The sequence below is a fragment of the Colwellia sp. BRX10-4 genome (assembly GCF_014077465.1).
Taxonomy (GTDB): Bacteria; Pseudomonadota; Gammaproteobacteria; order Enterobacterales; family Alteromonadaceae; genus Colwellia_A.
The window spans coordinates 362,989-386,706 of record NZ_JACGVZ010000001.1 but is presented as its reverse complement, the minus strand read 5'-3'; the positions used below and the strand labels follow the sequence as shown (position 1 = coordinate 386,706).

The window sequence follows — 23,718 nt, the reverse complement described above, 5'->3', positions numbered from 1 at the left end:
AGTTATTTATTAGAAGGGGTATTAGAGAAATGTTGATAGCTCTGAACCTTAATATCTACCGCTTTTTTATTTAATGTCGTGGTAATTTTTCCTGAACCATTCAATTGGCCAATACAGGTGATCTTATTGCCTGTGTTAGCTAAGGCTGTTTCCATGCCTACTCGGTTATCTTCAGTCACACTAAATAATAGCTCGTAATCATCGCCACCTTCTAAAGCTATATCGTACGCTGCGTCTATACCAACTGTATCACTTAATGCGGCAGAAAGCGGTAAAGCATCAAGAAAAATATTAGCACCAACACCCGAAGCATTACAGATATGAGCTAGGTCTGCGACTAAACCATCAGATAAATCTATCGCCGAAGTCGCATATTTACGTAAAGCTTGTCCAGCCAAAATCCTTGCTTTTGGAAAGTCTAAGCGTTTTTGTATTTCTTGCTGATATTTAGCTGCTACTTTCACTTTACCTTGGATATGTTGTAAAGCGAGGTTCGCTGCACCTATCTCACCGGTAACATATAACCATTCTCCAGCTTTAGCACCTGAACGGGAAATATGTTGTCCAAAAGGAATTTGTCCTTGCGCTGTAATGGTTATACTCAATGGTCCTTGCGTCGTATCACCACCAATAAGCTGGACATTATAAAATTCACAAAGGTCAAAAACACCAACGCAAAATTCATTGATCCAATTTTCATCAATTTCAGGAAGCGTAAGAGCTAAAGAAAGCCAACTAGGCTCTGCCCCCATAGCAGCAAGATCAGACAAATTAACAGCTATCGATTTATGACCAATAGCACGTGGCGATGTATTTAAAGGAAAATGAACACCTGCCACTAAGGTATCTGTCGTTACTGCAATGTGTTGGCGTTCACCCGGAGTAACCAGTGCACAATCGTCACCAATACCTAAATAAACGTCTTTGCGCTTCACTACCTGTTCAGTAAAATAACGTCGAATGACTTCAAATTCTTTCATACAACAACCAATCCTTTGCTTTGAGAATATGAGTGCAAATTATTCTTCTGGACGAATCAGTTTAACGGCTTTATCAAGGACGCCATTAACAAACTTATGACTATCGTCAGCAGCAAAAGATTTTGCTAATTCGATGGCTTCATTAATAACAACTCGGTATGGTACATCTTTACAATCTTTCAATTCATAAATGGCGACACGTAAAATAGCTTTTTCTACTGGGTCAACGTCGTTTAAAGGACGGTCAACGTGCGGAGAAATAGCTTCATCGATAGAACCAACTGATTTGGTTACACCGTGGAGTAATTGTTGAAAATATGGAATATCAAAACGTCGTGCACTGTTATCAGTCAAAAAATTAACTTCGATATCAGTTACTGAGTTTTGGCTAAGCTGCCATGAGTAAATAGCTTGAACAGCTAACTCACGAGCTTTCCTTCTAGGAGTTGGTTTCACAAAAATTCCCGCTTATATTTTATCTAAAACATTAACCATTTCTAAAGCACTTAAAGCCGCTTCTGCGCCTTTATTACCTGCTTTAAGTCCGGCACGATCTATTGCTTGCTCAACGGTATCGGTGGTAATAACACCAAAGGCAACAGGAATAGTGTATTCCATTGAAACTTGCGCTAAGCCTTTATTACATTCGCCCGCAACAAAATCAAAATGTGGAGTTCCGCCACGAATAACGGCACCAATAGCAATAATGCCATCGAACTCGCCTTTACTTGCAATGCGCTTAGCGGCAAGGGGTAATTCATATGCGCCAGGAACACGAACAATAGTAATGTCGTTATCTGCAACATTGCCATGGCGTTTAAGTGCATCGACTGCACCTTCTAATAAATTTTCAACTACAAAACTGTTAAAACGTGAAACAACGATGGCAAACTTTTTACCTGCTGCGTCAAAATTAGCTTCAATGATATTCATTTATAATTCACTCACAAAAAATTTGCCGCAATTCTACCAAACCCAGAGACAATTCGGTACTTGTTTGCTTAATTAAGTGTAAAAATACTGTAGAATACTGCTATTACTCACTAAAAATACGATACCTATGGCTTTTATATTTTCCACAAATAAACTTCCTGAACTCGAAAGCTATACGCTTGGGCAAAGACAGCAGATTTTAACACTAGCAGCCGCTAAATTGACCGCACCAGAGAAGTTCGTATTAAATATTTTGAAGTTAATCATGTTGGTGCCACCCTTTATATTTATGGCACAATTAGATGGGCTGCTCTTTATGGTCTCTTTGTTTAGTTTTCTAGCCGTGTATTTTATTTTACTTCGGCCAGTATCATTAATTTTTACCCGTAAATATCTCAGTGTTGCGATCAAGCAGTATAATAAATTAGCTTAATCTTTAATTAACACATCGAAAAATCTGCGGTTTACATTAACACTCACTGCCTTTATTTTCAAAATGAGTGAAGCTTGAAGTATTCTAAGCTTCACTCTGCAAAGCAAGTTTATTGATCAACATCTGCCATGTTATCGAGTTCTTCTAAAAATGCATTAATTTCGTCTTCACTGTCTTCATCAATCACGATGGGCGGGTTACCATCGTAAACTTTAAATTCCATATTTTGAAAGTAAGCATTTTTAACAAATTCATACGAATCAATAGATTCATTAATAATTTGCTCTTGGTCAACAAGCGCTGCTCGTTGTTCAAGCCCGAGTACGGCTTGGCGAAGTAAGTTGGGCCAAAAATCAATAATAGCTAACGGCCAGTAGTATTTATCCACATAGTCACCTACTTCTTCACGAACTGAGCTTGGCCCAAGAGCTGGTATAACTATATAAGGTCCATCTCCAACACCATATGAGCCTAAGACTTCACCAAACTCTTCTTCTGCTCTGGTCCATTCAAAGTCACTTGCTGGGTCAAAAAATCCAAATATGCCGATTGTAGAGTTAAGCATAAAACGACCGGTACTTTTACCTGCTTCACTAAACTTTCCTTGCAGCAGGTTATTTATAACCGTTGATGGTTCATTCAGGTTTAAGGCAACATTATGTAACCCAGACCTAAAATCTGTTGGCATATATTCAACATACGCTTGGGCTGTTGGTTTAAGTACATATTTGTCTGCATAATCCCAGGTAAAAGTCCAAAACGGTCGATTAATCGACTCTAATGGATCTTTAGGATCTGAAACACTAGCACTATTTTCAGTAGGTGTTGATGAACAGGCAGAAATAACTAAAGCCAGTAGAATGATCACAATTTTTTTTGTTGGGTTATTGAACAAATAAGAAAATATAGCGGCTACTTTCACTTAGCGTCCTTGATATAGAGTAAAAAAATAATAACGCAGTTTACCACGCAAGAATGCAATGCAACATAAATCTTTAACTATTTATCTGTGGTAAAAGCATAAAATGATTGGTTTTAAGAAGGCGATGTTTTATTTCTGTGGACAGATATTAACATCTCAGCTTCAGCAAGTGGGATATCACATTCTCGAACGACTTCATCTATCTCTGCACCTAACTCAACGAGTTTAAAAGCACGTGAATAGAGTTTATCTTGCGGTTGCTGATTTTGAAATTGGTCGATTAATTGCTTTTGTAGCACACTCTCTTGTTGCAGTGTTTTAATACGATGTTCAAGTTGTTTACTGACTTGCTCGTTTTCTAACTGCAGACTTTCAAGCTTATGATTAAACTCAAGCAATTTTTTATTTACTGTATTGTGTGACGACTGTAGCTCATTTATAAACAACTCTTGCGTTTCAAGTTGTGTTTTTAACACTTTATGGGCTCGATAAAAATAAGTTTTTTGTCGATATATATAACCGATTAGCACTATAAAAAGCACAAAACTGCTAACTGAAATAAAAAGTGGCGAGATAATAAACATAAACGCTTCTTAAACCATTACAAATAAATAAAGCCTGATAAGTCAGGCTTTATTTAAAGAGACCTAATAAACAGCCTAGAACTGTTTAAGTTCATCCCATTCGTCGTCAGAAAGTAACTGATTTAGGTCGACTAAAATCAATAACTCACCTTCTCTGTTTGAAACACCTTGAATGAATCGTGCACTATCGTCATTACCAACATTCGGAGCATCATCTATCTCAGAATTTTTTAAGTAAACAACTTCAGCGACACTATCTACCAAAATCCCAATAACTTGTTTTTCAGCTTCAATGATAACAATACGAGTATTGTCAGAAATATCCGCAGGTTTAAGCCCAAAGCGTTGTCTGGTATCAATAACAGTAACAACGTTCCCTCGCAGATTAATGATACCTAATACATATGTAGGTGCACCTGGCACCGGTGCAATTTCACTATAGCGCAAGACTTCTTGCACTTGCATTACATTAATACCGTAGGTTTCACTATCGAGCTTAAAGGTTACCCATTGCAACACTTCATCGTTGTCTACGTTTTCCTTTGCATTACGTCTATCATCAGCCATACAGCCTGCCTCTTAAATATCTTATTGAAAATCAATCTGTTTGATTATTCTTCTAGTGTATATAGTATAATACTATCTGAAGATCTAGCCATTAATCTTGGTTAATATTTGCGCCTGCGTCAAGTAACTTAATCAAAGAATCAACATCAAGCAGTGCACACATACGTTCTTTGACTAAACCGGCTAACCAAGGTCGCTTGTTCGGTAGGTCTAACCATTTTACATCTTCTTGCTCTAAGGTCACTGTATCGACTAATGTTTCCGCCGATAATCCCCAATGACTATTACCTAGCATGACAATATATTGATAGTTTAACGAATTTATTAACGCTTCGTCACATTTTTCTGGCATTACCCATAAAGCGGTATTCACTACGTTAATTTTCTCATCTCGATGTAACATAACACCGGTAAACCATTTAGGCTTACCCATGAGACTCGTTGTCTTGTCTTCGTTATGTATGCCCCCCAATTCAATCAAGGGTACTGCAATCGTTAAACCCGCAACATTAAAGAACATCGCTTGAAAACTACCCTTTCGATAATTCTTACTCTGATGAACAATTAATGGCTGATCACTTTTTCTTGTCTTAAGCGGTTCATCAAGAGTCAATGGTGTTTTTTCTTTGACTTTTTCCTGAACTTTTTCTTCAACTATTTTAGGTCGTTCATCTTTCACAGAACTTTTTACAGTATAAACAGGTTCATCTACTGGGTCGGCAATACGCTCAGTAATATCAATTTTTTGCAAAAGTTTTTCTAACGGTTGCTGATATTTTGCTTTTACAGCAATAATTGGCAGGTCAGATTCTTGCTGATCTTCAGTCAACAATTCTGATAAATAATTCTGCATTAGTTTCTTACTTGCAGCGAGTGACTTTGCCATTGGACAATTAACCTAATTTTTGCAGTTCTAATAAACTGCTTAGTAGTTTTTTATATGCACTAACACCACGTGTTAACGGTGCGTAATCTGAAGGTACCTGCATTGCATAACTGGCATTTCTAAAATTAGTATCGACAGGTATAACACCAGCCCAAACACTATCATCGTATAACTCTTGTAACTTTCTATAGGTCAGTAATGATGCTTTAGTACGTTTATCAAACATGGTCGGCACTATGGTATATTTAAACGGCTTATCTTGCTCAACTTGCATAATATCCATTGTTTTCATCATGCGGTCTAAGCCTTTCAAGGCTAAGAACTCAGTCTGCACTGGCACAATAATACGTTGCGATGCCGCCAAAGCATTCACCATCAGCACACCTAAAATCGGTGGGCAATCGATTAAGACATAATCATATTCATCGGCTATTTTTATCATCGCTTTTTTCAACACTAAGCCCATACCACCTTTATTACCGAGTGAACGGTCTAAAGTGGCTAAGCCCATAGTTGCCGGGAGTATATCTATATTGTCGTATTTCGTTGGACATAAGCTTTGCATTATTTGTTCTTTGGTTGAAAATTGAACAAATAAATCGTAAACACTTAACTCAAGATCTTCAGATTCGATACCAAAATAATAACTCAAAGAAGCATGGGGATCAGTATCTACCAACAACACTTTATAGCCCTGCTCAGCTAATAACCCACCTAAGGAGATTGTTGTTGTGGTTTTACCAACGCCACCTTTTTGATTTGCTACGGTCCATACTACCAAGTTGCTAACCTACTTATTTCGTTATGCTAATTATTGTTCTGCTCAGAAGAGGGGTTGTCATCTTCTCGTGTTGTAATTCTAATGCCACCGTTATCAAGTCTTATGATACGTATTTCATTATCCTCATCACCATTATCTATCTGCTTTATAGCTTCGACGTCTTTAATGCTGATGGTAGGGGTCGCAAGTAAATTTGACTTTTCTAAACCATACTTTGATATAGCAATAACAACACGACGGTTTTGAGCGCGCCCTTGTGCTGTTTCATTATCTTCTCGTGGGTAATATTGCCCATAACCCTCAATGGCCATTCGAGCAGGGTCAAGGGATAAGTATTCAAGCACTCTTAAAATAGCAGTTGCTCTAGAAACTGATAATTCCCAATTAGAAGAAAATATCTCAGTATTAATTGGTTCGTTATCAGTATAGCCCCTTACACGAATAAAATTACTGGAAGAACCAATTACATCATAAATAACCGCAAGTATTGTTGTCGCGTTGTTGGTTGCTGATGATGAGCCACTGGGGAAAAGCATACCGCTGTTTAATTCTATTTCTAACCAATCGCCATCAATCTGCAGTTGCGCATAACCTGATTCGATTAATTCGAACAAGGCGGTATGTAATTCTTTTTCTAGTGACGTTAGATTAGTGCCTACCTGACTGTCAGAAACATTAGATAGTGTTTTCTCACCGTCAAAAAGTTCAGGGCCAGCCACATCTAAAATACCATTGCCATACAAGCGCTTATTCGTTTTTGAGGTGTTAACATCGAGGATGTCCTCACCATGCCCCCGATTTTTCGGTAATTTATCATTGGCTTGAAAAACTTTACCTATCGATTCTGTCGCAGATTCAAAGGGCTCGTCATTAACCATTGCCATCGCATATAAGACAACAAATAAAGCGAAGAGCAAGGTCATATAATCGGCATATGAAACTAACCATCTGTCGACATTATCATTTTCGACTGAATGTCGGCGTTTCCTTAAGTGGTTCATTGCTCTAACCGAAAGGCCGACAACTTGTTTTCAATGGCATGTGGATTTTCTGCTAATGCAATAGAGATAAGGCCTTCAGCAATCATTTCGCGGTACATCGTTTGCTGGTGTATAATAGCCTTTATTTTATTAGCAACGGGTAGGTAAATTAAATTGGCAAAACCGACACCGTAAATAGTCGCAATAAAAGCTGTTGCAATGCCTTGCCCCAGTAAAGTTGGATCGGTAAGGTTACTCATCGCATGAATGAGGCCAAGTACCGCTCCTAAAATACCTATGGTAGGACTGTAGCCGCCCATAGACTCAAAAACATGAGCAGAGCGCAAATTATGCTCGCGATAAAGATCTAAATCTAATTCTAATGAGACACGCAAATTGTCTACTTCTATACCATCAACTAATAAGTTTAGCGCTTTATTGGTATAAAAATCTTGTTCTTCTTCGGCAATATTTTCCAGTGATAAATATCCAGATTCTCGTGCTTTTTCAGACCAAGAAACTATCGAATCAATGCCTTGGTTGATATCATACTTTGGTGGATAAAATATCCACTTTAATAAAGACAACGCATGAAAAAATTGCGCTGAAGATGATTGTAACATTACAGCCCCTAAAGTACCGCCAAAGACAATGATAAAGGCAGGTAACTCAAATAACGCAGCAAGGGAGCCACCGTCAAGAATAAAACCTAAATATATGGCAGTAATTGCGACAAAAAGCCCAGCAACGGTTAACTTATCCATGGTCAACTTCCTTGATAATACTTTGGCTGATATCTTCTAATGCTAAAGATAAAACAGAAATACCGGCAACGGTAACGGCTTGCGGCATACCATAAACCACACAAGAAGCTTCATCTTGTGCCCATATTGTCGCTCCTTTACCTTTTAGCATGCGAGCACCTTCTCGACCATCAGAGCCCATACCGGTCAGTACAACACCCAATACTGAGCCACCAAATACTTTAGCTGCTGAGCCAAAACTCACATCAACACTTGGTTTAAAAGCAATCTTTTCAGACTTATCTTCTATAATTTTTAATTTTGCTAATTTTGGCGTGCCGTCAATAATCATTTGCCTGCCACCAGGCGCTAGGTAAGCGCAACCAGGTTTTAAAATATCCCCATCTTCTGCTTCCTTGACATTAATATTGCACAAGGTATTTAAACGATTGGCAAAAGCAAAAGTAAAAGCAGCGGGCATATGCTGTATTAAAATAATGGGTAACGGAAAGTTTTGCGGCAATTGCGTTAATATTTTTTGTAAGGCAATTGGCCCCCCCGTTGATGTACCTATAGCGAGTAGTTGATAACTTTTACCTGAGCTTCTTTTAACAACCTGACTGCGAATACTTTCGCTTTGATGCGGTTCAGTTTTAGTTGTACGCAGCGGAGTTCTCGATTGAATTTCGAATTGATTTACAGGTTTAGTAGCCGTTGAAGAGAGGCTAATTCTTGACGCGTGTGCTTTTACTGCCAGTTTTCTTTTCAATAAACCGTTAGTCTTAGCTAATTGAACCACTCGTTGACGCAGCACACTACCCGCATCATCAGTTGTTTTGGCTATTTCACTAAATTTTTTCGGGAGAAAATCAAGTGCTCCAGCTTCTAAGGCCTCGAGGGTCGCATTAGCACCTTGATGAGTGAGCGATGAAAACATTAAGATTGATGTTGGTGCTTTTGCCATTATTTGTTTCACAGCTTCAATACCATTAAGTAATGGCATTTCTATATCCATGGTGATCACATCAGGCTTTAAAGACACAGCCTTTTCAACAGCATCTTTACCATTTACAGCAACATCAATAACAGTAAGGTTCGGATCTTTATTTAAAATATCGGTAACTCGACGTCTAAAGAAACTCGAGTCATCAACAACCAACACCTTATAGGGCATTTATTATCTCATTTGTTATTATGAATGAAAAAGCCCTAATAAAATTTAGTAGGGCTTTATTATGCGTTAAGAGCGTAATCTTTTATTAACAACAGATTTTTTTGCGTAAAACTTCAGCATGTTAGGTACATCAATAATTAACGCGATACCACCATCGCTGGTAATTGTTGCGCCAGCCATACCTGGTGTGCCGTGTAATAAACGGTCGAGTGGTTTTATCACCACCTCTTCTTGACCAATTAAACTGTCGACCACAAAGCCAACTTGCTGATTGCCCAATTGAACGATGACCACATGACCTTTTTCTCTTGGCTTTTCAACAAAATCACGAACTAACCACTTATCTAAGTAAAAGAGTGGTATCGCCTTTTTACGAACAATAATGGTTAGTTGTCCATCAACAACGTTGGTCGTGGTTAAATCAAGATGAAATATTTCATTGACACCAGCAAGTGGCAAGGCAAATGTTTGTTTACCAACAATAACCATTAATGTCGGTAAAATAGCTAACGTTAACGGTACTTTAATCTCTAAGATTGTACCTACACCCATTTCAGAATCTATACTTACCGTTCCGTTTAACTGGGTAATTTTAGTCTTGACTACATCCATGCCAACACCACGGCCTGAAACTTCTGAAATCTCAGTCTTGGTAGAGAACCCTGGAGCAAAAATCAAACTAAAAGCTTCTTTATCTGTCATTCTAGCAGCTGAATCAACATCTAGAACTCCACGAGTAATCGCAATTTCTTTGAGCTTTTCTGCATTCATGCCAGCACCATCATCTTTGATGGTTAATAATATATGATCACCCTCTTGAGAAGCAGAAAGCACCACGACACCTTCTCTTGGTTTACCTAATGCTTCGCGCTTATCGGGCATTTCTATACCGTGATCTACAGAGTTTCGCACCAAATGCACTAATGGATCAGCGAGTGCCTCAACAAGGTTTTTATCCAGATCGGTTTCTTCACCTTTAAGGACTAATTTAATTTCTTTATCTAAACTGCGCGCTAAATCTCGAACAACTCGAGGAAATCGTCCAAAGACTTTTTTGATTGGCTGCATACGGGTTTTCATTACCGCACCTTGCAAATCAGTCGTTACCGCATCAAGATTAGAAACAGCTTTTGTTAAATCTTCATCCTCTTTAGTTAAGCCTAAACTTGATAAGCGATTTCTCACTAAAACAAGCTCACCCACCATATTCATAATTTGATCAAGACGTTTAGTGTCAACTCTAACAGTCGTTTCACCCTGCATTGCTTTAGCAGGTGCTTTTTCTGGTACTGGCGCTTTAGCGACAGGTTTAGCTGCAGGCGCTACAATTGCTGTCTTCGCGGCTGGTGTTTGAGCAACAGGAGTTGGTGTTGGTGCGCTAGGTGCTGGAGTAACCGATAATTTCGGCGCTTGACCTTGACCATGTAATTCGTCTAATAAGGCTTCAAAGTCATCGTCACTTATTTCATCTGATGAACCGCTATTTGATGAAGATGGCTTACTTGAATTATTAGCAGCGACTTCGGGCGAAAAAGCCCCTTGACCGTGAAGTTCATCAAGCAAGGATTCAAATTCGTCATCTGAAATATCATTGCTGTCTGAAGACGTTGCTGTTGCTGCATGTGCTGGCGTTGAAGCTGAGCCACCACCATGGAGTTCGTCAAGAAGCCGTTCAAATTCATCTTCTGACATTTCGTCGCTAGAAGAAAAGCTTTCGCTTTCATGAGTAGCGACTGCTTCAACAGCTACTGGCGCAGGCACTTGATCTTTGCCTTCGGGTTGGCTTAAACGATGCAGTTCTGCAAGTAATTGAGCATCTGCTTTATCAAGTTTTTCGCCGTTTTGAACTTGTACAAACATTTCATTTACAACATCAAGCGCTTGTAAAATAACATCCATTAAGCTGGCACTAACACTACGTTGGTTGGTACGTAACAGATCGAAAATATTTTCCGCGCCATGACATACGTCAACTAAATTATGTAATGCTAAAAAACCAGCCCCACCTTTAACGGTGTGAAATCCTCTAAAAATAGCATTTAATAATTCGGCATTATCAGGGTCGTTTTCAAGTTCTACGAGTTGTTCCGAAAGCGTTTCAAGTATTTCTCCAGCTTCTATTAAAAAATCCTGAAGAATCTCTTCATCTTGCTCAAATGACATCCAGCAACTCCTATTAAAATCCTAAACTTGATAAAAGGTCATCAACATCATCTTGGTCAGCGACAACATCATCACGTTGTGCTGCATTAACGATCGGGCCTTCAACTAAGTTATCACCTACTTTAGGTTTACTTCGTTCTGCATTACTATCTGTCGTAATACCAAAAGCGGTTAGCATACCAATTAAGCTATCCTCTACTTCACGAACTAGATCAATAACTTTACGAATAACTTGTCCGGTTAAATCTTGAAAATCTTGCGCCATCAAAACATCAGTCATTAAATCATGCATACGCACTGATTCTCTATCTGTCGTTTTTAATAATAAATCTATATCAACACATAAACTTTTAAATTCGGTTAATTCCAATTTGTTATGCATTAATTTTTGCCATAACGGATTAACAGCCTTTATTTGCTTTTGTATTGTATCCACAACGGGAAAAATAGATTCTACAGCATCCATGGTTTTATTAGCAGCTTCTTCCGTTCGCGTTATAACGTAATTTAGACGTTCTTGAGCATCGGGGATATCTGCTGTCGCTAAATCATTTAACCTAGAATCTAATTGAAAATTATTTAATGAGTCATGTAGTTGACGAGTCAGCTTGCCTATTTCAACAAACAATTCAGAATTAATTGGATTTTGAATTTCAGCAATTAATTCATCTGCCTTGTCTTGTTGACCACTTTCTAAATATTCGACCAATAGCTTTGCTTCTTCCAAAGAAACATGCACATTTGTATTCGCACTCATGCAAAAACCTCACGTTTAGATTAATTAATTATCTATCTAATTAATGAATTAACCTAAGCGTTGAAATATTTTATCTAGCTTGGCGTTTAACGTCGCTGCGGTAAATGGTTTTACAATATAGCCATTAACACCCGCTTGAGCCGCCATCACAATTTGTTCTTTTTTGGCTTCAGCAGTGATCAGCAAAACTGGGATATGTGATAATTTTGCATCGGCACGGATGGCTTTGAGCAAATCAATACCTTGCATACCTGGCATATTCCAATCAGTTACAACAAAGTCAAAAGAGCCTTCTTTTAACATCGGTAAAGCAGTGCTACCGTCATCTGCTTCTGAAATGTTAGTGAAACCTAAATCTCGTAACAAGTTTTTGACGATACGTCTCATCGTTGAAAAATCATCAACAACAAGAACTTTCATATTTTTATCCAAGGCACCCTCCGGTGAGAACATTTTAAAATTGTAATTATATGTATATTCTACTCAACTTTGCCAAGATTGCATACGTCCTTTTAACCTATGCATCGCTTGACTGTGAATTTGGCTAACACGCGACTCACTTACATCAAGCACTTGACCAATCTCTCGAAGATTTAATTCTTCGTCGTAATATAGTGACAGTACTAGAGCTTCGCGTTCGGGTAAAGTGGAAATGCATGCTGTTAACGATTTTTTAAAAACTATTTTTTCAAAATTATCATAGGGATCGTTATTATTCACATCTTCCATATTCGATATAGCATCTGCCCCCGTACTTAAGTCTTCAATACCAATTATTTTACCAGTACTGACCTCACTTAGAATATGATGGTAGTCATTTAACGAAATATCAAGTTTTTCAGCAACTTCAATATCAGTTACATCACGACCTAAACTTGCTTCAAGCAATTTTATCGCTTCACTGACCATGCGGCTATTTTTATGAACAGAGCGGGGAGTCCAGTCACCACGGCGTATTTCATCAAGCATAGCACCACGGATACGGATACCAGCAAAGGTCTCAAAACTTGCACCTTTGCCGTGATCAAAATTATTAGACGCTTCAAGCAGGCCTATCATGCCTGACTGGATAAGGTCATCAACCTGCACGCTCGCAGGTAACCTTGCTAATAGATGATAAGCGATTCTTTTAACTAAAACTGTATGCTGCGAAATTATAGCAGATTTATCAGTTTGAATACTGTAAGCATTTGATTTTACCACTATCGCTCACTCGCTAAATTATAGGAAAGATAAAGAACTTTCAACAAACTACTCATATCTGATTACTATTGTTATTGATGTTCTAACAATTGTTCAATAAAAAACTCTAAATGACCTGATGCTTCTTTAGGCACTGGCCATTTAATTAAATTACCTGCTAAAGATTTAAAAGCAACCGCTGCAGGCGATTGTGGATAAGCTTCAACAATTGCTTTTTGTTTTCTAACGGAATTTCTTATATTTTCGTCAAATGGAATCACCGCAACGAGTTCAAGTGCAACATCTAAAAATCGATCGGTAACTTTAGAAAGCTTACCAAAGAGTTGCTGTCCTTCTCTTGGTGTTCTCACCATGTTGGCAACAACTTTAAATTTAAATACGCCATGATCTCGACTTAATAATTTCATTAAGGCGTAGCAATCAGTAATAGAGGTAGGTTCATCACAGACCACTAACATTACATCTTGTGAGGCACGGCAAAAGCTTAGTACCATATCGGAAATACCGGCTGCAGTGTCAACAATAAGTACATCAAATTTTGTGTTCATATCACTAAAAGCGCGAATTAAACCCGCATGTTCAGCTGGCGTTAAATCGACCATAGATTGTGAACCTGACGTAGCAGGAATGATATTAATGCCAGCGGGACCTTCAATAATTATATCGTCTAATTCACATTCCCCAGAAAGCACATGTGATAAGTTACGTTTTACCCGCAAACCTAGCATAACATCGACATTAGCCAAGCCTAAATCGGCATCTAAAACTAAAACTCGTTGTCCTAATTGTCCAAGTGCAATAGCGGTATTAAGCGAAACGTTAGTTTTACCTACTCCGCCTTTACCACCAGATACAGCAATAACTTTTACCGGAGCTGAATTTTGCATTTTTCTTAAGCCACTTGCTTGATCATTCATTTATCGTCTTTCTCTACTTTCTTACGAATAGCCATCAATTTAATTTAGTATAACCCTATAATCATTTATTCTGCATATTTTTATAGTCTTAAAATCACATATTTAGAACATGTTATGGAAATACAGCTGTATTAGCACTCATCGGTGCTGTTCGCCAATTTATTGGATTATTAATTTGATTTTTCGCGCTCATTTTATCTGCTAGCGTAACGAGTTTTTCAGCATTTGCAACTTTAATATCTTCAGGAACTCTTTGTCCATCCGTTAAGTAGCCTATCGCTAAACCGTTTTGAATCGAAGTGGAAATTATTTCCCCTATGCTAAGGCTTTCATCAAGTTTAGTATAAATACAGCCTGCTAAAGGTACTTTTTTAAAGCGATCAACATTTTCTTGCATAACTCGTTGCTGAGTATTAGCCGCTAACACTAAATAATTGCGAATTCTGACCCTTGCATTAGAAACTAAAGTGGTTAGGTGTTTAGCTAAACGCATATCACGTTGCCCCATACCTGCAGTATCAATAAGTATTAGTTTCTTTTTGGAGAACTGTTGCAACAATGTATCTAAGGTTTTAGCATCACTGGCAAGCTTTACATCACAACCAATAATTCGCCCGTAAGTAGCTAATTGTTCAAATCCAGCAATACGGTAATTATCTGTTGAGATCATCACCACTTGGTCTGCGCCATGAATCTGAGCAAACCGCGCTGCGAGTTTAGCGACGGTAGTTGTTTTACCTACGCCGGTAGGTCCCACTAATGAAACCACACCACCACGATGAATAATGTCATTATTAGTGGTATTAATTTGTTGGCTGATAAATTTCTTCGCTAATAACCAAGTATCTTGGTCATTTTTTTGTGCTGGTATATAGCCTGCAATTTGATCTGAAACTTGTTCGCTCATACCCAAAGACATTAGTCGATTAACCAACATCGCGCGAGTGGGATCTTTTTGCGCCATATCCTGCCACATTAACCCCGAAATTTGGTGTTCTAATAATTCACGAATAGAAGACATTTCGTGTTTCATCTTCTCTAAGTCGGCGTTATTTACATTTTGTGGCGGTAACCCATCGGTTACTAAAGACTGTGCTTGGTTCATTACCGGCTGTTGATAGGAGTCGCTTGATTGTTCATCACCTTGTTCTTGGCTATTTTGCTCCAAACGGTCGGTGAAGCTTTTAAATTGCTGCTCAATATTACTTGACGGTGTTGGCGTTGAAACTGGCACTGAGTTACTAGGGTTATTTAGCTTAGCGGCTGCCTGGACAATTTTATCATGCTGAACTTGATTAATACCTTGACCAATATTTGCAGGTGCTTGCTGAACTTGACGGCTTAATAAAGCCGCTAAACTGTCTGAGGGTAAGCGGCTATCTTCTGCTGTAGAGTTGTGCGAAACACTAGGACTGGTCAAGGGATTATTTTGTCTAATATTGACTACATCATTGTCTATCGAACGGTCAAAACTTTTTGTTGCTTGCGCTGTAGAGTTGTTTTCACGAGAATTTTGCATTACAGGTTGTGTTGCTTTAATTTCTACGTTGTTGTCAACCGCAGCCATTAATTCAACGCCTTCAGGTACACGTTTATTTGACATAATCACAGCGTCAGCACCTAGCTCGTCTTTGATTTGTGTCAGCGCACTTCTCATATCTTTTGCTACAAAACGTTTAATTTTCAAAACTAACCCCTTATCAACTGCAATTGCTATTAATGATTGATTCATTTAACCGCAAATATTTTCTGCTGTTCATTACTGACATTGTAATTATTGACCTATGGCGCTGACTATCTTTATCTGCTTATCATCTGGAATTTCTTGGTACGAAATTACCCGCAAACCTGGAATAGTATATTTAACAAATTTAGCCAGTACCGCTCGTAAAATCCCTGAGGTTAACAATATTGGCGTATCACCCGCCATTTCTTGTTGTTGAGCACCATCAGCTAGTGATTTTTGTAATCGTTCTGCTAAACCTGGTTCAATGCCAGCACCATCATCGCCAGCCATTTGCATGGACTGGTGCAACATCTGTTCCAACTCTGGCGCCAAAGTTATGACAGGTACCTCAGACACTGGGCCCACTAACTCTTGAACAATGAATTTACGCAAGGTAATACGAACAGCTGCGGTTAAAATTTCAGGATCTTGGGACTTAGGGCCATACTCTACTAACGTTTGAATAATACTGCGCATATCACGAACGGCAACACCTTCATTCATCAGGTTTTGTAGTACTTTAACCAAAGTACCCAGTGATAAAACATCTGGGATGAACCCTTCAATTAATTTAGGGTAATTTTTGCCTAGCATATCAAGAAGGTTTTGTACTTCTTCATGACCAAGTAACTGTGCTGCGTTATTCGTCAGTATTTGACTTAAATGAGTGGCAAGGACAGTCGATGAGTCAACCACGGTATAGCCTAAAGACTGTGCATGTTCGCGTTGTGCTGGTTTTATCCATACCGCTTCTAATCCAAAAGCAGGATCGATTGTTGCCACGCCGTCAAGTTTGCCAAACACTTGCCCTGGATTTATCGCTAATTCATGATCGTGTCTAATTTCAGCTTCACCGATAGTGACGCCCATTAATGATATTTGATAAACATTAGGGTCTAAATCAAGATTATCGCGAATATGTACCGCTGGCACTAGAAAGCCAAACTCTTGAGAAAGTTTTTTACGAACACCTTTAATACGGTTAAGGAGTTCCCCACCTTGAGATTTATCTACTAGAGGTATTAGGCGATAACCAATTTCTAAGCCAATAATGTCAACATGATTAACATCGTCCCAACCTAAGTCTTTTACTTCTGCTTCTTGTTGCTGAGTTTCAACCTGCTCAGCATCTGACTTATCCGCTAATTGTTTTTCTTTGGCAATTTTGTACTTTCCACTTAAAAAGGCGGTTCCAGCGATCATGAAAGCAAAGAATAAAAACGCAAAGTGTGGCATGCCCGGAATAACCCCCATGACAAACATAACGGCGGCAGCAATATACAAAGAACGTTCTTGACCTAATTGGCTGCTGACTTGCTCGCCCATGTCCTGAGAGGTATTTTGTCGCGTAACAACAATTGCCGTACCTACCGATAAAAGTAGACCTGGAATTTGCGCAACTAGGCCATCACCAATCGTTAATAAGGTGTATATTTCAACCGCTCTGTCAAAGCTTAAATCATGCTGTACCATACCGATAACGAGTCCACCGATAATATTAATCAATAAAATTAATATGCCGGCAACTGCATCACCTTTAACAAACTTACTGGCACCATCCATAGAGCCATAGAAATCAGCTTCACTGGTGACTTCGATACGTCTTTCTCTTGCTTGGTCAGCAGTAATAAAGCCAGCATTCAAATCAGCATCGATTGCCATTTGCTTACCAGGCATAGCATCGAGGGTAAAGCGCGCGGTTACTTCAGCAATACGCCCTGCACCTTTAGTAACAACCACAAAGTTAATAATAATTAAGATAACAAAAACCACTAAACCAACCGCATAGTTACCACCAATAACCACCGATCCAAAGGCTTCAATAACTTTACCCGCAGCATCAGGCCCTTCATGGCCTTCAAGTAGCACTACTCGTGTACTCGCGACATTTAGCGCTAAGCGTAAAATAGTAGCAATTAACAGTACGGCAGGAAAAGAGCCAAATTCAAGAGGTTTTAAGGTATAAACGGTGATCAGTAATACCACCAAAGATAAGGCAATATTAAAAGAAAAAAGTATATCGAGTAAAAATGCCGGCATAGGTAAAATAACCATACCGAGCGCCGCCATAATTAATATTGGCGTACCTAAACCAGAAAATAGGTTTATTTTACTTTTTTTGAACGCTTTAAATGAAGCAATTAACTGCATATTACTCTTATGATATTTTTTTGACGCATACCATTAAATAGCAATAAGTAGACCAACGTCGATTAAAAATATTTAGAGTGATGAATAAATCTACAAAAAACATTTAACTTAATAATTATAAAGAGTATTAATATTTGAATTCATCGGGGATAGGAAGATTTTTTGCAATCGGTTTCGGCCTTTTGGCTTTACCTTTTTTATGTTCGTTAAGTTGAAAAATAAAAGCTAACACTTGAGCAACCGCAGCGAAGAGCTCTTCTGGGATTTCTTGATTGGCGTCTGCACTGTAATATAAAGACCGTGCTAATGCCGGAGAAGCAATAATTTCCACATTATTTTCTTTAGCGATAGTACGAATATGCATCGCCATTTCATCAATACCTTTTGCCACTAACATTGGCGCACCACCGGCGGTGACATCATATTTCAACGCAACCGCATAATGGGTCGGGTTGGTAATAACCACATCAGAGTCTGGCACTTCTTGCATCATTTTACGCTGTGACATTTCATATTGAGTTCGACGAATACGACTTTTAATTTCAGGACTACCCTCAGAATTTTTCATTTCATCTTTAATTTCTTGCTTAGTCATTTTTAACTGACGGTTGTGATCCCAAGTTTGATAGGGCGCATCAATCGCAGCAATAATACCTACCGATAAGGCTAATGCTAAAAACATCCACTGCAATAAAGTTACCGAGTGCTCTAAACTGAGTGGGATCAGCTCCAAACTAAGACCTAATATCTCTGGAAACAAACTACTTAACAACAGATACGCGACAATAAAAACCACAAAAAATTTCATTAACGACTTGAATAATTCGACTAAAGCTTTTATGCCAAACATACGTTTTAAACCGGCTAAAGGTGACAATTTACTAGCTTTTGGCGCCATAGCCTCAGCAGAAAAACTCATCCCTCCCAACATAGTATTGCCAATAAAAGCGGCGACAATAATAATAGAGAATATCCACAACATTGGTGCTACTAAGGAGCCTACCGAGCCCCTAAGCACATTGTATAACGCATGAATGTCCATGACTTCTTCGCGGCTCAAGCTAAATGACCGTTTCATAATTCCGGCTAAGCTTTCAGTTAACATACCGCCAACCAGCATTATCGCAACAGCACTCCCTACCAACACAAACATAGTGCCTAAATCTTTTGAACGTGCTATTTGACCTTTTTTTCTCGCATCAGCAATTTTCTTAGCCGTAGGTTCTTCTGTTTTTTCACCGCTACCTGCATCAGCCATTAGTTTGCCTTACAATTAATGAGGTAACAGCTAAAATCGAGTGCCCGTTGCCATTGCAATTCATAATGCGTAAAAAAGTTACCCATCGTTAACCACATAATCAACAAACCAGCACACATAGTTACCGGAAAACCTATCGCAAAAATATTTAATTGCGGGGCTGCTCGCGTCATAACTCCAAAAGAAAAGTTAATCAATAACATAGCCGTTAGTGGCGCTAATGCTAACGATAACGCAGTAACAAACATCCACTCGCCCCATTCAACCACTTCTTTAAATTTATCGGCCGTAAACTTGTACTCCCCGATGGGCAAGGTTTCAAAACTGGCAACAATAAATTGTATATAGGCTAAATGTCCGTCCATCGCCCAAAACATCAGGGTAGATAAAATCAAGAAAAATTGGCCAACAGCAGGAACGTTCATGCCACTAACCGGGTCAACGAGTGATGCAAAACCTAAGCCCGTTTGCATAGCAATAATTTGACCCGCTAAGGTAAAGGTATTAAGGACCATAACGGTAACTAGGCCAAGTGCAACACCAATAACCATTTGTTCGAACATAAGCAGCGCCGTTTCAAAAGAAATCAGGCTGCCAACTTGTGTTGGCGGGATTGCCGGCATAACGGCGACCGTTAATGTTACGCACAGAAAAATTTTAACTTTACCCGGAATGATTTTAGAACCAAAACCAATCATTGCCATAATAAGTGCAGAAATGCGCGCGAAAGGTAAAATAAAGTCAGCAATATATTGCATCACAACTGACTCGGTGAATTCCACTAGCTCACCACACTGGGTATACTTGCAATCAGTCGGATAGTAAAATCCATGAGTTTTTGTACTAACCAATGCCCTCCAAAGATAAGGGCTAAAAGGGTAACGATTAGTCGAGGTAAAAAGCTTAATGTTTGTTCATTAATCGATGTTGCCGCTTGAAATACAGCAACGATTAAGCCGACACACAAACCCGGAATAATAATCGCAGACACCAAAACAATCACTAAAAATAGTGCATCACTGAGTATGTCGACAAAAACTTCTGGATTCATTAAATACTCCCCATGCCATAACTCGTTGCGATAGTGCCTATCACCAAGTTCCAACCATCTACCAGCACAAATAACATTAGCTTAAAGGGCAAAGAAACGATCATCGGCGATAGCATCATCATACCCATTGCCATTAAAATACTAGCAACGACTAAATCAATAATCAAAAAAGGAATAAAGAGCATAAAACCTATTTGAAAAGCCGTTTTTAACTCGCTAATAATAAAGGCAGGAATAATCACTGTCATCGGTAAATCAGTGGGTTGATCAACTTCAACAATACCCGCCATATTGGCTAAGGTTTGTAGATCTTTAATTCTGGTTTGTTCAAGCATAAACGCTCTTAAAGGAATTTTTGCACTATCTATTGCTTGTACTGATGTCATTTGATCGGCTAAATAAGGTTCAATCGCTCGTTGATTTATTTCATTATAGACAGGTGTCATAATGAACATGGTCATAAAAAGCGTTAAACCTATAACCACTTGATTAGACGGTGTTTGTTGTAATCCTATCGCTTGTCTTAAAATGGCCATGATCACGACAATACGAGTAAAAGAGGTCATCATGATAATCGCAGCAGGAATAAAGCCTAATGCGGTCATAAACATTAATATTTGCAGGGTTACCGTATATTCTTGTGAACCGTCAGGGTTAGTGGTCAGCTTCAATGCCGACATACCTAAATCGTCAGCGGCTAATACTGTTTGACTGGCAAAAAAAGCAACAAGGAGGAAAAATAAAAAAATAAAACCTTTTACAGAAAATAAACGGGTCAGTAAATTTTCGAGTGGATTTCTTTTTGCCATAGCGTTAGCAGAACATTGCGCCGTTTTAGCACCATCGTTTAATATCGAGTCTTTCATGAGTATTTTTCACTATTGGCTTTATTAGCAGAATTACGGCTAAAGCGTGCTAATGTTTGGCTAAGTTCTATCGGCACACCACTTTTAACTTCAATAGGTTCGGCTAGCGTATCAAGTATATTAATTTGTTGACCGGTAACACCGAGTAACAATTGTTTTTTACCGACTTGCACCACCACTAATCGTTCTTTGGAGCCTAAATTTAAACTAGTCACCACTTTCAAGCCATTTACTGAGTTGCCCCCTACTTGAAGCTTTTTTAATAGCCAAGCAACAATAACGATAGCAACGAGTACCGCCAATAATGAAACTATCATGCTACCGGCATCAATATTACCCATAACATGTCGTCCTACTTCGACGGTCGCCGGTGCTGTTTGCGCTATAACGGGAGCGTCGTCTTTTTCAACGACGGTTGTTGCGACGATACTTTCTTGAGCATGGCCCAAAAAAGTAAGTAAGCTTAACAAGCTCAAAAGTAAAAAACGCATCAGTATTACTTCAACTTTTTAATACGTTCAATTTGACTAATAACATCGGTTAATCGAATACCAAACTTATCGTTTACCACAACAACTTCACCATGGGCAATTAACGTACCATTGACTAACACATCGAGGGATTCACCCGCAACTCGGTCAAGCTCAACAACAGAGCCTTGGTTTAACTGTAATAAATTACGAATACTAATATGACTACGTCCAACTTCCATTGAAATAGTCACAGGAATATCTAAAATTGCATCAAGTTTACGTTTTTCATCACCCGTTATTGGTGCATCTTCTTCAAGCTCTTCTAACTCAACAGTTTCGGCTTTGGCTGCAGCTTTGGCTTGTTCATCCATCGCTTCATCCCACATGCCTAAATCATCGTCTTTATCACTCATGCCATTGGCCTCAAATTTATTTTCTTGTTTACTGCTGCTTTAATAAAATTATTAATAATCGAAATCGTCTTCTAAAAGATGTAATTCAGCGTCGCTATCTAAGCGCTTACCTCCTTTAGTTAATATCGTTAATTCGTTTTTCACTGATTCAGGACGTTTAATTTTTTCAGATATTTTAATCGCAACATTATCGCGACTACGGCCTAGTTTTGCTCTAAACGACGGTAAACCTTCAATTAATACCGTAATATGTTCTGGCATCTCAATAGGAATAATATCGCCCTTCTCTAAGTCCATAATCTTTTGTAAAGGTAGGTCTACAGAGATAAATTTAGTGGTTAATTCAACGGGAACGTCCATTATTTCATCGCGTAGGGCTTTCGACCATCGCATGTCGGTATCTTCTTTATCACTTTGCACACCGGCATCAAGTAGCTCACGGATAGGTTCGAGCATTGAGTAAGGCAAAGCAATGTGAAAATCACCACCACCACCATCAAGTTCAATATGAAAAGAGCTGATCACTACCACTTCGGTAGGACTAACAATATTGGCCATCGACGGGTTAACTTCAGAATCTAAATACTCAAAAGAAACATCCATCACGGGTGACCAAGCTTCTTTGTAATCTTCAAAAATTAACTTTAACAGCATTTGAATAATACGACGCTCTGTTGGCGTAAATTCACGACCTTCAATCTTTGCATGGTAGCGACCATCGCCACCAAAAAAATTATCGACTAAAATAAAGACTAGCCGCGCTTCCATAGTAATTAATGCGGTGCCTTTTAATGGGCGAAAACGTACCATATTTAAGCTTGTGGGCACGAATAAGGTATGAACATATTCGCCAAACTTGATCATCTGAATACCATTAATTGATACTTCAGCAGTGCGGCGCATCATATTAAATAAACTGATACGCATATGGCGCGCAAAACGTTCGTTAACCATTTCCAGTGTTGGCATCCGGCCACGAACAATGCGATCTTGTGATGAAAAGTCATAGTCAGACGTGCTGCCAGCTTCACGGGCAAAGTCTTCAACTAGCTCCTCTTCTTCAACGTCATCAACACCGTGTAATAGCGCATCAATTTCGTCTTGAGATAATAAATCACTCACTGAATAGTCTCTTTAATTAAATGCATTGTTTTATCGCATAGCCTTATTGCATTACAAAACCGGTAAATAATACTTTTTCAACCACATTGCTACCTTCAACTTCTTTCATAATTTTATGAACTTCTACTAAAGATTTCTGTTTCAATGAGGTTTTTCCGGCACTGGTTGCTAAATCATCGGCATTTGATTGAGAAAAAGTCGCCAGTAAAGTACTTTCAATTAATGGTACATGCTTCTTTGCAGCTTCTTCATTATCAGCGCCGCGAACTAATAACTGCACTCTAATTTCTACAAATCTGTCGCGGGCAGCACCGGGAACATTAAAGCGAAAAGGTCTTGGCATAGGTACATAAAGCGCAGAGCCTGTAATGGCAGTAACACTTTCAGCGGCTTCGGTTTCAGTGGCACTATCACCGTCTAGCTCAGCATCAAGTTGCTCTTGAGAAACAGCATCATCTCCAGCCAGAAAAAAATAAGCCGCTCCACCGCCAACAGCCAATATTACAACAGCAGCAATGATAATGATCATCTTCTTTCTTTTGCCTTTACCGTCTAATTCTAATTCTTTACCTTCGCCTTTATCATCAGCCATCATCAAGCCTTTATTATCTATTTAAATGTTAAAATTACTTTCG

27 protein-coding genes are annotated in these 23,718 nt (G+C 38.8%); 1 reads left to right on the top strand and 26 read right to left on the bottom strand.

What is annotated here, in order from left to right; all coding sequences use genetic code 11:
- Positions 1 to 2: 2 nt before the first annotated feature.
- Genes thiL through ribE form a run of 3 tightly spaced genes read right to left on the bottom strand, consistent with a single transcriptional unit; the run spans position 3 to position 1,913 of the window.
- The gene (gene thiL, locus H4J67_RS01830) at positions 3 to 980 is read right to left on the bottom strand and encodes a thiamine-phosphate kinase (protein WP_182176118.1); all 978 of its coding nucleotides are present in this window, start codon (positions 978 to 980) and stop codon (positions 3 to 5) included.
- A 39-nt stretch (positions 981 to 1,019) separates the two neighbouring features.
- Positions 1,020 to 1,436 (bottom strand): transcription antitermination factor NusB, encoded by a 417-nt coding sequence (nusB, locus tag H4J67_RS01825; protein ID WP_070374606.1) that lies wholly within the window; start codon positions 1,434 to 1,436, stop codon positions 1,020 to 1,022.
- A gap of 12 nt (positions 1,437 to 1,448) precedes the next feature.
- The gene (ribE, locus tag H4J67_RS01820; RefSeq protein ID WP_070374607.1) at positions 1,449 to 1,913 is read right to left on the bottom strand and encodes a 6,7-dimethyl-8-ribityllumazine synthase; all 465 of its coding nucleotides are present in this window, start codon (positions 1,911 to 1,913) and stop codon (positions 1,449 to 1,451) included.
- Positions 1,914 to 2,040: 127 nt separating this feature from the next.
- Here ribE and H4J67_RS01815 point away from each other — a divergent pair, with 127 nt between their 5' ends.
- Entirely contained in the window at positions 2,041 to 2,346 is a 306-nt protein-coding gene (locus tag H4J67_RS01815) for a DUF6170 family protein (RefSeq protein ID WP_182176119.1), read from the top strand.
- A 109-nt stretch (positions 2,347 to 2,455) separates the two neighbouring features.
- Here the strand turns inward: H4J67_RS01815 and H4J67_RS01810 are convergent, their stop codons facing one another.
- The 23 genes from H4J67_RS01810 to fliL all read right to left on the bottom strand — a co-directional run bounded on the left by H4J67_RS01810 (position 2,456) and on the right by fliL (position 23,675).
- Positions 2,456 to 3,268, bottom strand: coding sequence for a VacJ family lipoprotein (locus H4J67_RS01810; protein WP_310650675.1), 813 nt, complete (start codon positions 3,266 to 3,268; stop codon positions 2,456 to 2,458).
- 113 nt (positions 3,269 to 3,381) lie between these two features.
- Complete coding sequence (locus H4J67_RS01805) at positions 3,382 to 3,852, bottom strand: DUF2802 domain-containing protein (RefSeq protein ID WP_182176120.1); 471 nt, start codon at positions 3,850 to 3,852, stop codon at positions 3,382 to 3,384.
- A gap of 75 nt (positions 3,853 to 3,927) precedes the next feature.
- Positions 3,928 to 4,419 (bottom strand): chemotaxis protein CheW, encoded by a 492-nt coding sequence (locus tag H4J67_RS01800; RefSeq protein ID WP_182176121.1) that lies wholly within the window; start codon positions 4,417 to 4,419, stop codon positions 3,928 to 3,930.
- A 91-nt stretch (positions 4,420 to 4,510) separates the two neighbouring features.
- The gene (locus tag H4J67_RS01795) at positions 4,511 to 5,305 is read right to left on the bottom strand and encodes a chemotaxis protein CheW (protein WP_259368447.1); all 795 of its coding nucleotides are present in this window, start codon (positions 5,303 to 5,305) and stop codon (positions 4,511 to 4,513) included.
- 7 nt (positions 5,306 to 5,312) lie between these two features.
- Complete coding sequence (locus H4J67_RS01790) at positions 5,313 to 6,086, bottom strand: ParA family protein (protein WP_182202679.1); 774 nt, start codon at positions 6,084 to 6,086, stop codon at positions 5,313 to 5,315.
- A 26-nt stretch (positions 6,087 to 6,112) separates the two neighbouring features.
- Positions 6,113 to 7,087 (bottom strand): flagellar motor protein MotB, encoded by a 975-nt coding sequence (locus tag H4J67_RS01785; protein ID WP_182176123.1) that lies wholly within the window; start codon positions 7,085 to 7,087, stop codon positions 6,113 to 6,115.
- Entirely contained in the window at positions 7,084 to 7,830 is a 747-nt protein-coding gene (locus H4J67_RS01780) for a flagellar motor protein (protein WP_182202677.1), read from the bottom strand. The genes H4J67_RS01785 and H4J67_RS01780 overlap by 4 nt, the downstream gene beginning before the upstream one ends.
- Entirely contained in the window at positions 7,823 to 8,983 is a 1,161-nt protein-coding gene (locus tag H4J67_RS01775) for a chemotaxis response regulator protein-glutamate methylesterase (RefSeq protein ID WP_182176125.1), read from the bottom strand. Before H4J67_RS01775 ends, H4J67_RS01780 begins: the two co-directional genes overlap by 8 nt.
- Positions 8,984 to 9,049: 66 nt before the next feature.
- On the bottom strand, positions 9,050 to 11,146 hold the full coding sequence (locus H4J67_RS01770; RefSeq protein ID WP_182176126.1) for a chemotaxis protein CheA: 2,097 nt from the start codon (positions 11,144 to 11,146) through the stop codon (positions 9,050 to 9,052).
- Between the two features lie 13 nt (positions 11,147 to 11,159).
- Positions 11,160 to 11,903, bottom strand: a complete 744-nt coding sequence (locus H4J67_RS01765; protein ID WP_182176127.1) for a protein phosphatase CheZ — start codon at positions 11,901 to 11,903, stop codon at positions 11,160 to 11,162.
- Positions 11,904 to 11,951: 48 nt separating this feature from the next.
- Positions 11,952 to 12,335 carry a chemotaxis response regulator CheY gene (cheY, locus tag H4J67_RS01760; RefSeq protein WP_182176128.1) on the bottom strand — a complete coding sequence of 128 codons (384 nt, stop codon included), beginning with the start codon at positions 12,333 to 12,335 and terminating at the stop codon, positions 11,952 to 11,954.
- Between the two features lie 51 nt (positions 12,336 to 12,386).
- Positions 12,387 to 13,106: an RNA polymerase sigma factor FliA gene (locus H4J67_RS01755; protein WP_404842768.1), complete on the bottom strand. Its 720-nt coding sequence runs from the start codon at positions 13,104 to 13,106 to the stop codon at positions 12,387 to 12,389.
- Positions 13,107 to 13,177: 71 nt separating this feature from the next.
- Complete coding sequence (locus H4J67_RS01750) at positions 13,178 to 14,023, bottom strand: MinD/ParA family protein (protein WP_182176129.1); 846 nt, start codon at positions 14,021 to 14,023, stop codon at positions 13,178 to 13,180.
- A gap of 112 nt (positions 14,024 to 14,135) precedes the next feature.
- Positions 14,136 to 15,710: a flagellar biosynthesis protein FlhF gene (gene flhF, locus H4J67_RS01745; protein ID WP_182176130.1), complete on the bottom strand. Its 1,575-nt coding sequence runs from the start codon at positions 15,708 to 15,710 to the stop codon at positions 14,136 to 14,138.
- An 87-nt stretch (positions 15,711 to 15,797) separates the two neighbouring features.
- On the bottom strand, positions 15,798 to 17,900 hold the full coding sequence (gene flhA, locus H4J67_RS01740) for a flagellar biosynthesis protein FlhA (RefSeq protein ID WP_182176131.1): 2,103 nt from the start codon (positions 17,898 to 17,900) through the stop codon (positions 15,798 to 15,800).
- A 127-nt stretch (positions 17,901 to 18,027) separates the two neighbouring features.
- Entirely contained in the window at positions 18,028 to 19,158 is a 1,131-nt protein-coding gene (gene flhB / locus H4J67_RS01735; RefSeq protein WP_182176132.1) for a flagellar biosynthesis protein FlhB, read from the bottom strand.
- A complete protein-coding gene (gene fliR, locus H4J67_RS01730; RefSeq protein ID WP_070374622.1) occupies positions 19,158 to 19,940 on the bottom strand; it encodes a flagellar biosynthetic protein FliR in 783 nt (260 codons plus the stop codon). Before fliR ends, flhB begins: the two co-directional genes overlap by 1 nt.
- Positions 19,940 to 20,209, bottom strand: coding sequence for a flagellar biosynthesis protein FliQ (gene fliQ, locus H4J67_RS01725; protein WP_070374623.1), 270 nt, complete (start codon positions 20,207 to 20,209; stop codon positions 19,940 to 19,942). Before fliQ ends, fliR begins: the two co-directional genes overlap by 1 nt.
- The gene (fliP, locus tag H4J67_RS01720; RefSeq protein WP_182202776.1) at positions 20,209 to 21,018 is read right to left on the bottom strand and encodes a flagellar type III secretion system pore protein FliP; all 810 of its coding nucleotides are present in this window, start codon (positions 21,016 to 21,018) and stop codon (positions 20,209 to 20,211) included. Before fliP ends, fliQ begins: the two co-directional genes overlap by 1 nt.
- 53 nt (positions 21,019 to 21,071) lie before the next feature.
- Positions 21,072 to 21,566, bottom strand: a complete 495-nt coding sequence (gene fliO / locus H4J67_RS01715; RefSeq protein ID WP_182176133.1) for a flagellar biosynthetic protein FliO — start codon at positions 21,564 to 21,566, stop codon at positions 21,072 to 21,074.
- Positions 21,567 to 21,571: 5 nt separating this feature from the next.
- The gene (gene fliN, locus H4J67_RS01710; protein WP_182176134.1) at positions 21,572 to 21,961 is read right to left on the bottom strand and encodes a flagellar motor switch protein FliN; all 390 of its coding nucleotides are present in this window, start codon (positions 21,959 to 21,961) and stop codon (positions 21,572 to 21,574) included.
- Positions 21,962 to 22,012: 51 nt separating this feature from the next.
- Complete coding sequence (fliM, locus tag H4J67_RS01705; RefSeq protein ID WP_146799119.1) at positions 22,013 to 23,083, bottom strand: flagellar motor switch protein FliM; 1,071 nt, start codon at positions 23,081 to 23,083, stop codon at positions 22,013 to 22,015.
- 43 nt (positions 23,084 to 23,126) lie between these two features.
- Entirely contained in the window at positions 23,127 to 23,675 is a 549-nt protein-coding gene (fliL, locus tag H4J67_RS01700; protein WP_182176135.1) for a flagellar basal body-associated protein FliL, read from the bottom strand.
- Positions 23,676 to 23,718: the final 43 nt, after the last annotated feature.

What these genes read in the sequence shown, in the direction of transcription:
- thiL (WP_182176118.1), bottom strand. Translation starts at nt 980, where the DNA reads ATGAAAGAATTTGAAGTCATTCGACGTTATTTTACTGAACAGGTAGTG.
- ribE (WP_070374607.1), bottom strand. Translation starts at nt 1,913, where the DNA reads ATGAATATCATTGAAGCTAATTTTGACGCAGCAGGTAAAAAGTTTGCC.
- H4J67_RS01815 (WP_182176119.1), top strand. Translation starts at nt 2,041, where the DNA reads ATGGCTTTTATATTTTCCACAAATAAACTTCCTGAACTCGAAAGCTAT.
- H4J67_RS01805 (WP_182176120.1), bottom strand. Translation starts at nt 3,852, where the DNA reads ATGTTTATTATCTCGCCACTTTTTATTTCAGTTAGCAGTTTTGTGCTT.
- H4J67_RS01800 (WP_182176121.1), bottom strand. Translation starts at nt 4,419, where the DNA reads ATGGCTGATGATAGACGTAATGCAAAGGAAAACGTAGACAACGATGAA.
- H4J67_RS01795 (WP_259368447.1), bottom strand. Translation starts at nt 5,305, where the DNA reads ATGGCAAAGTCACTCGCTGCAAGTAAGAAACTAATGCAGAATTATTTA.
- H4J67_RS01785 (WP_182176123.1), bottom strand. Translation starts at nt 7,087, where the DNA reads ATGAACCACTTAAGGAAACGCCGACATTCAGTCGAAAATGATAATGTC.
- H4J67_RS01780 (WP_182202677.1), bottom strand. Translation starts at nt 7,830, where the DNA reads ATGGATAAGTTAACCGTTGCTGGGCTTTTTGTCGCAATTACTGCCATA.
- H4J67_RS01775 (WP_182176125.1), bottom strand. Translation starts at nt 8,983, where the DNA reads ATGCCCTATAAGGTGTTGGTTGTTGATGACTCGAGTTTCTTTAGACGT.
- H4J67_RS01770 (WP_182176126.1), bottom strand. Translation starts at nt 11,146, where the DNA reads ATGTCATTTGAGCAAGATGAAGAGATTCTTCAGGATTTTTTAATAGAA.
- H4J67_RS01765 (WP_182176127.1), bottom strand. Translation starts at nt 11,903, where the DNA reads ATGAGTGCGAATACAAATGTGCATGTTTCTTTGGAAGAAGCAAAGCTA.
- H4J67_RS01750 (WP_182176129.1), bottom strand. Translation starts at nt 14,023, where the DNA reads ATGAATGATCAAGCAAGTGGCTTAAGAAAAATGCAAAATTCAGCTCCG.
- flhA (WP_182176131.1), bottom strand. Translation starts at nt 17,900, where the DNA reads ATGCAGTTAATTGCTTCATTTAAAGCGTTCAAAAAAAGTAAAATAAAC.
- flhB (WP_182176132.1), bottom strand. Translation starts at nt 19,158, where the DNA reads ATGGCTGATGCAGGTAGCGGTGAAAAAACAGAAGAACCTACGGCTAAG.
- fliQ (WP_070374623.1), bottom strand. Translation starts at nt 20,209, where the DNA reads ATGAATCCAGAAGTTTTTGTCGACATACTCAGTGATGCACTATTTTTA.
- fliP (WP_182202776.1), bottom strand. Translation starts at nt 21,018, where the DNA reads ATGGCAAAAAGAAATCCACTCGAAAATTTACTGACCCGTTTATTTTCT.
- fliO (WP_182176133.1), bottom strand. Translation starts at nt 21,566, where the DNA reads ATGCGTTTTTTACTTTTGAGCTTGTTAAGCTTACTTACTTTTTTGGGC.
- fliN (WP_182176134.1), bottom strand. Translation starts at nt 21,961, where the DNA reads ATGAGTGATAAAGACGATGATTTAGGCATGTGGGATGAAGCGATGGAT.
- fliL (WP_182176135.1), bottom strand. Translation starts at nt 23,675, where the DNA reads ATGGCTGATGATAAAGGCGAAGGTAAAGAATTAGAATTAGACGGTAAA.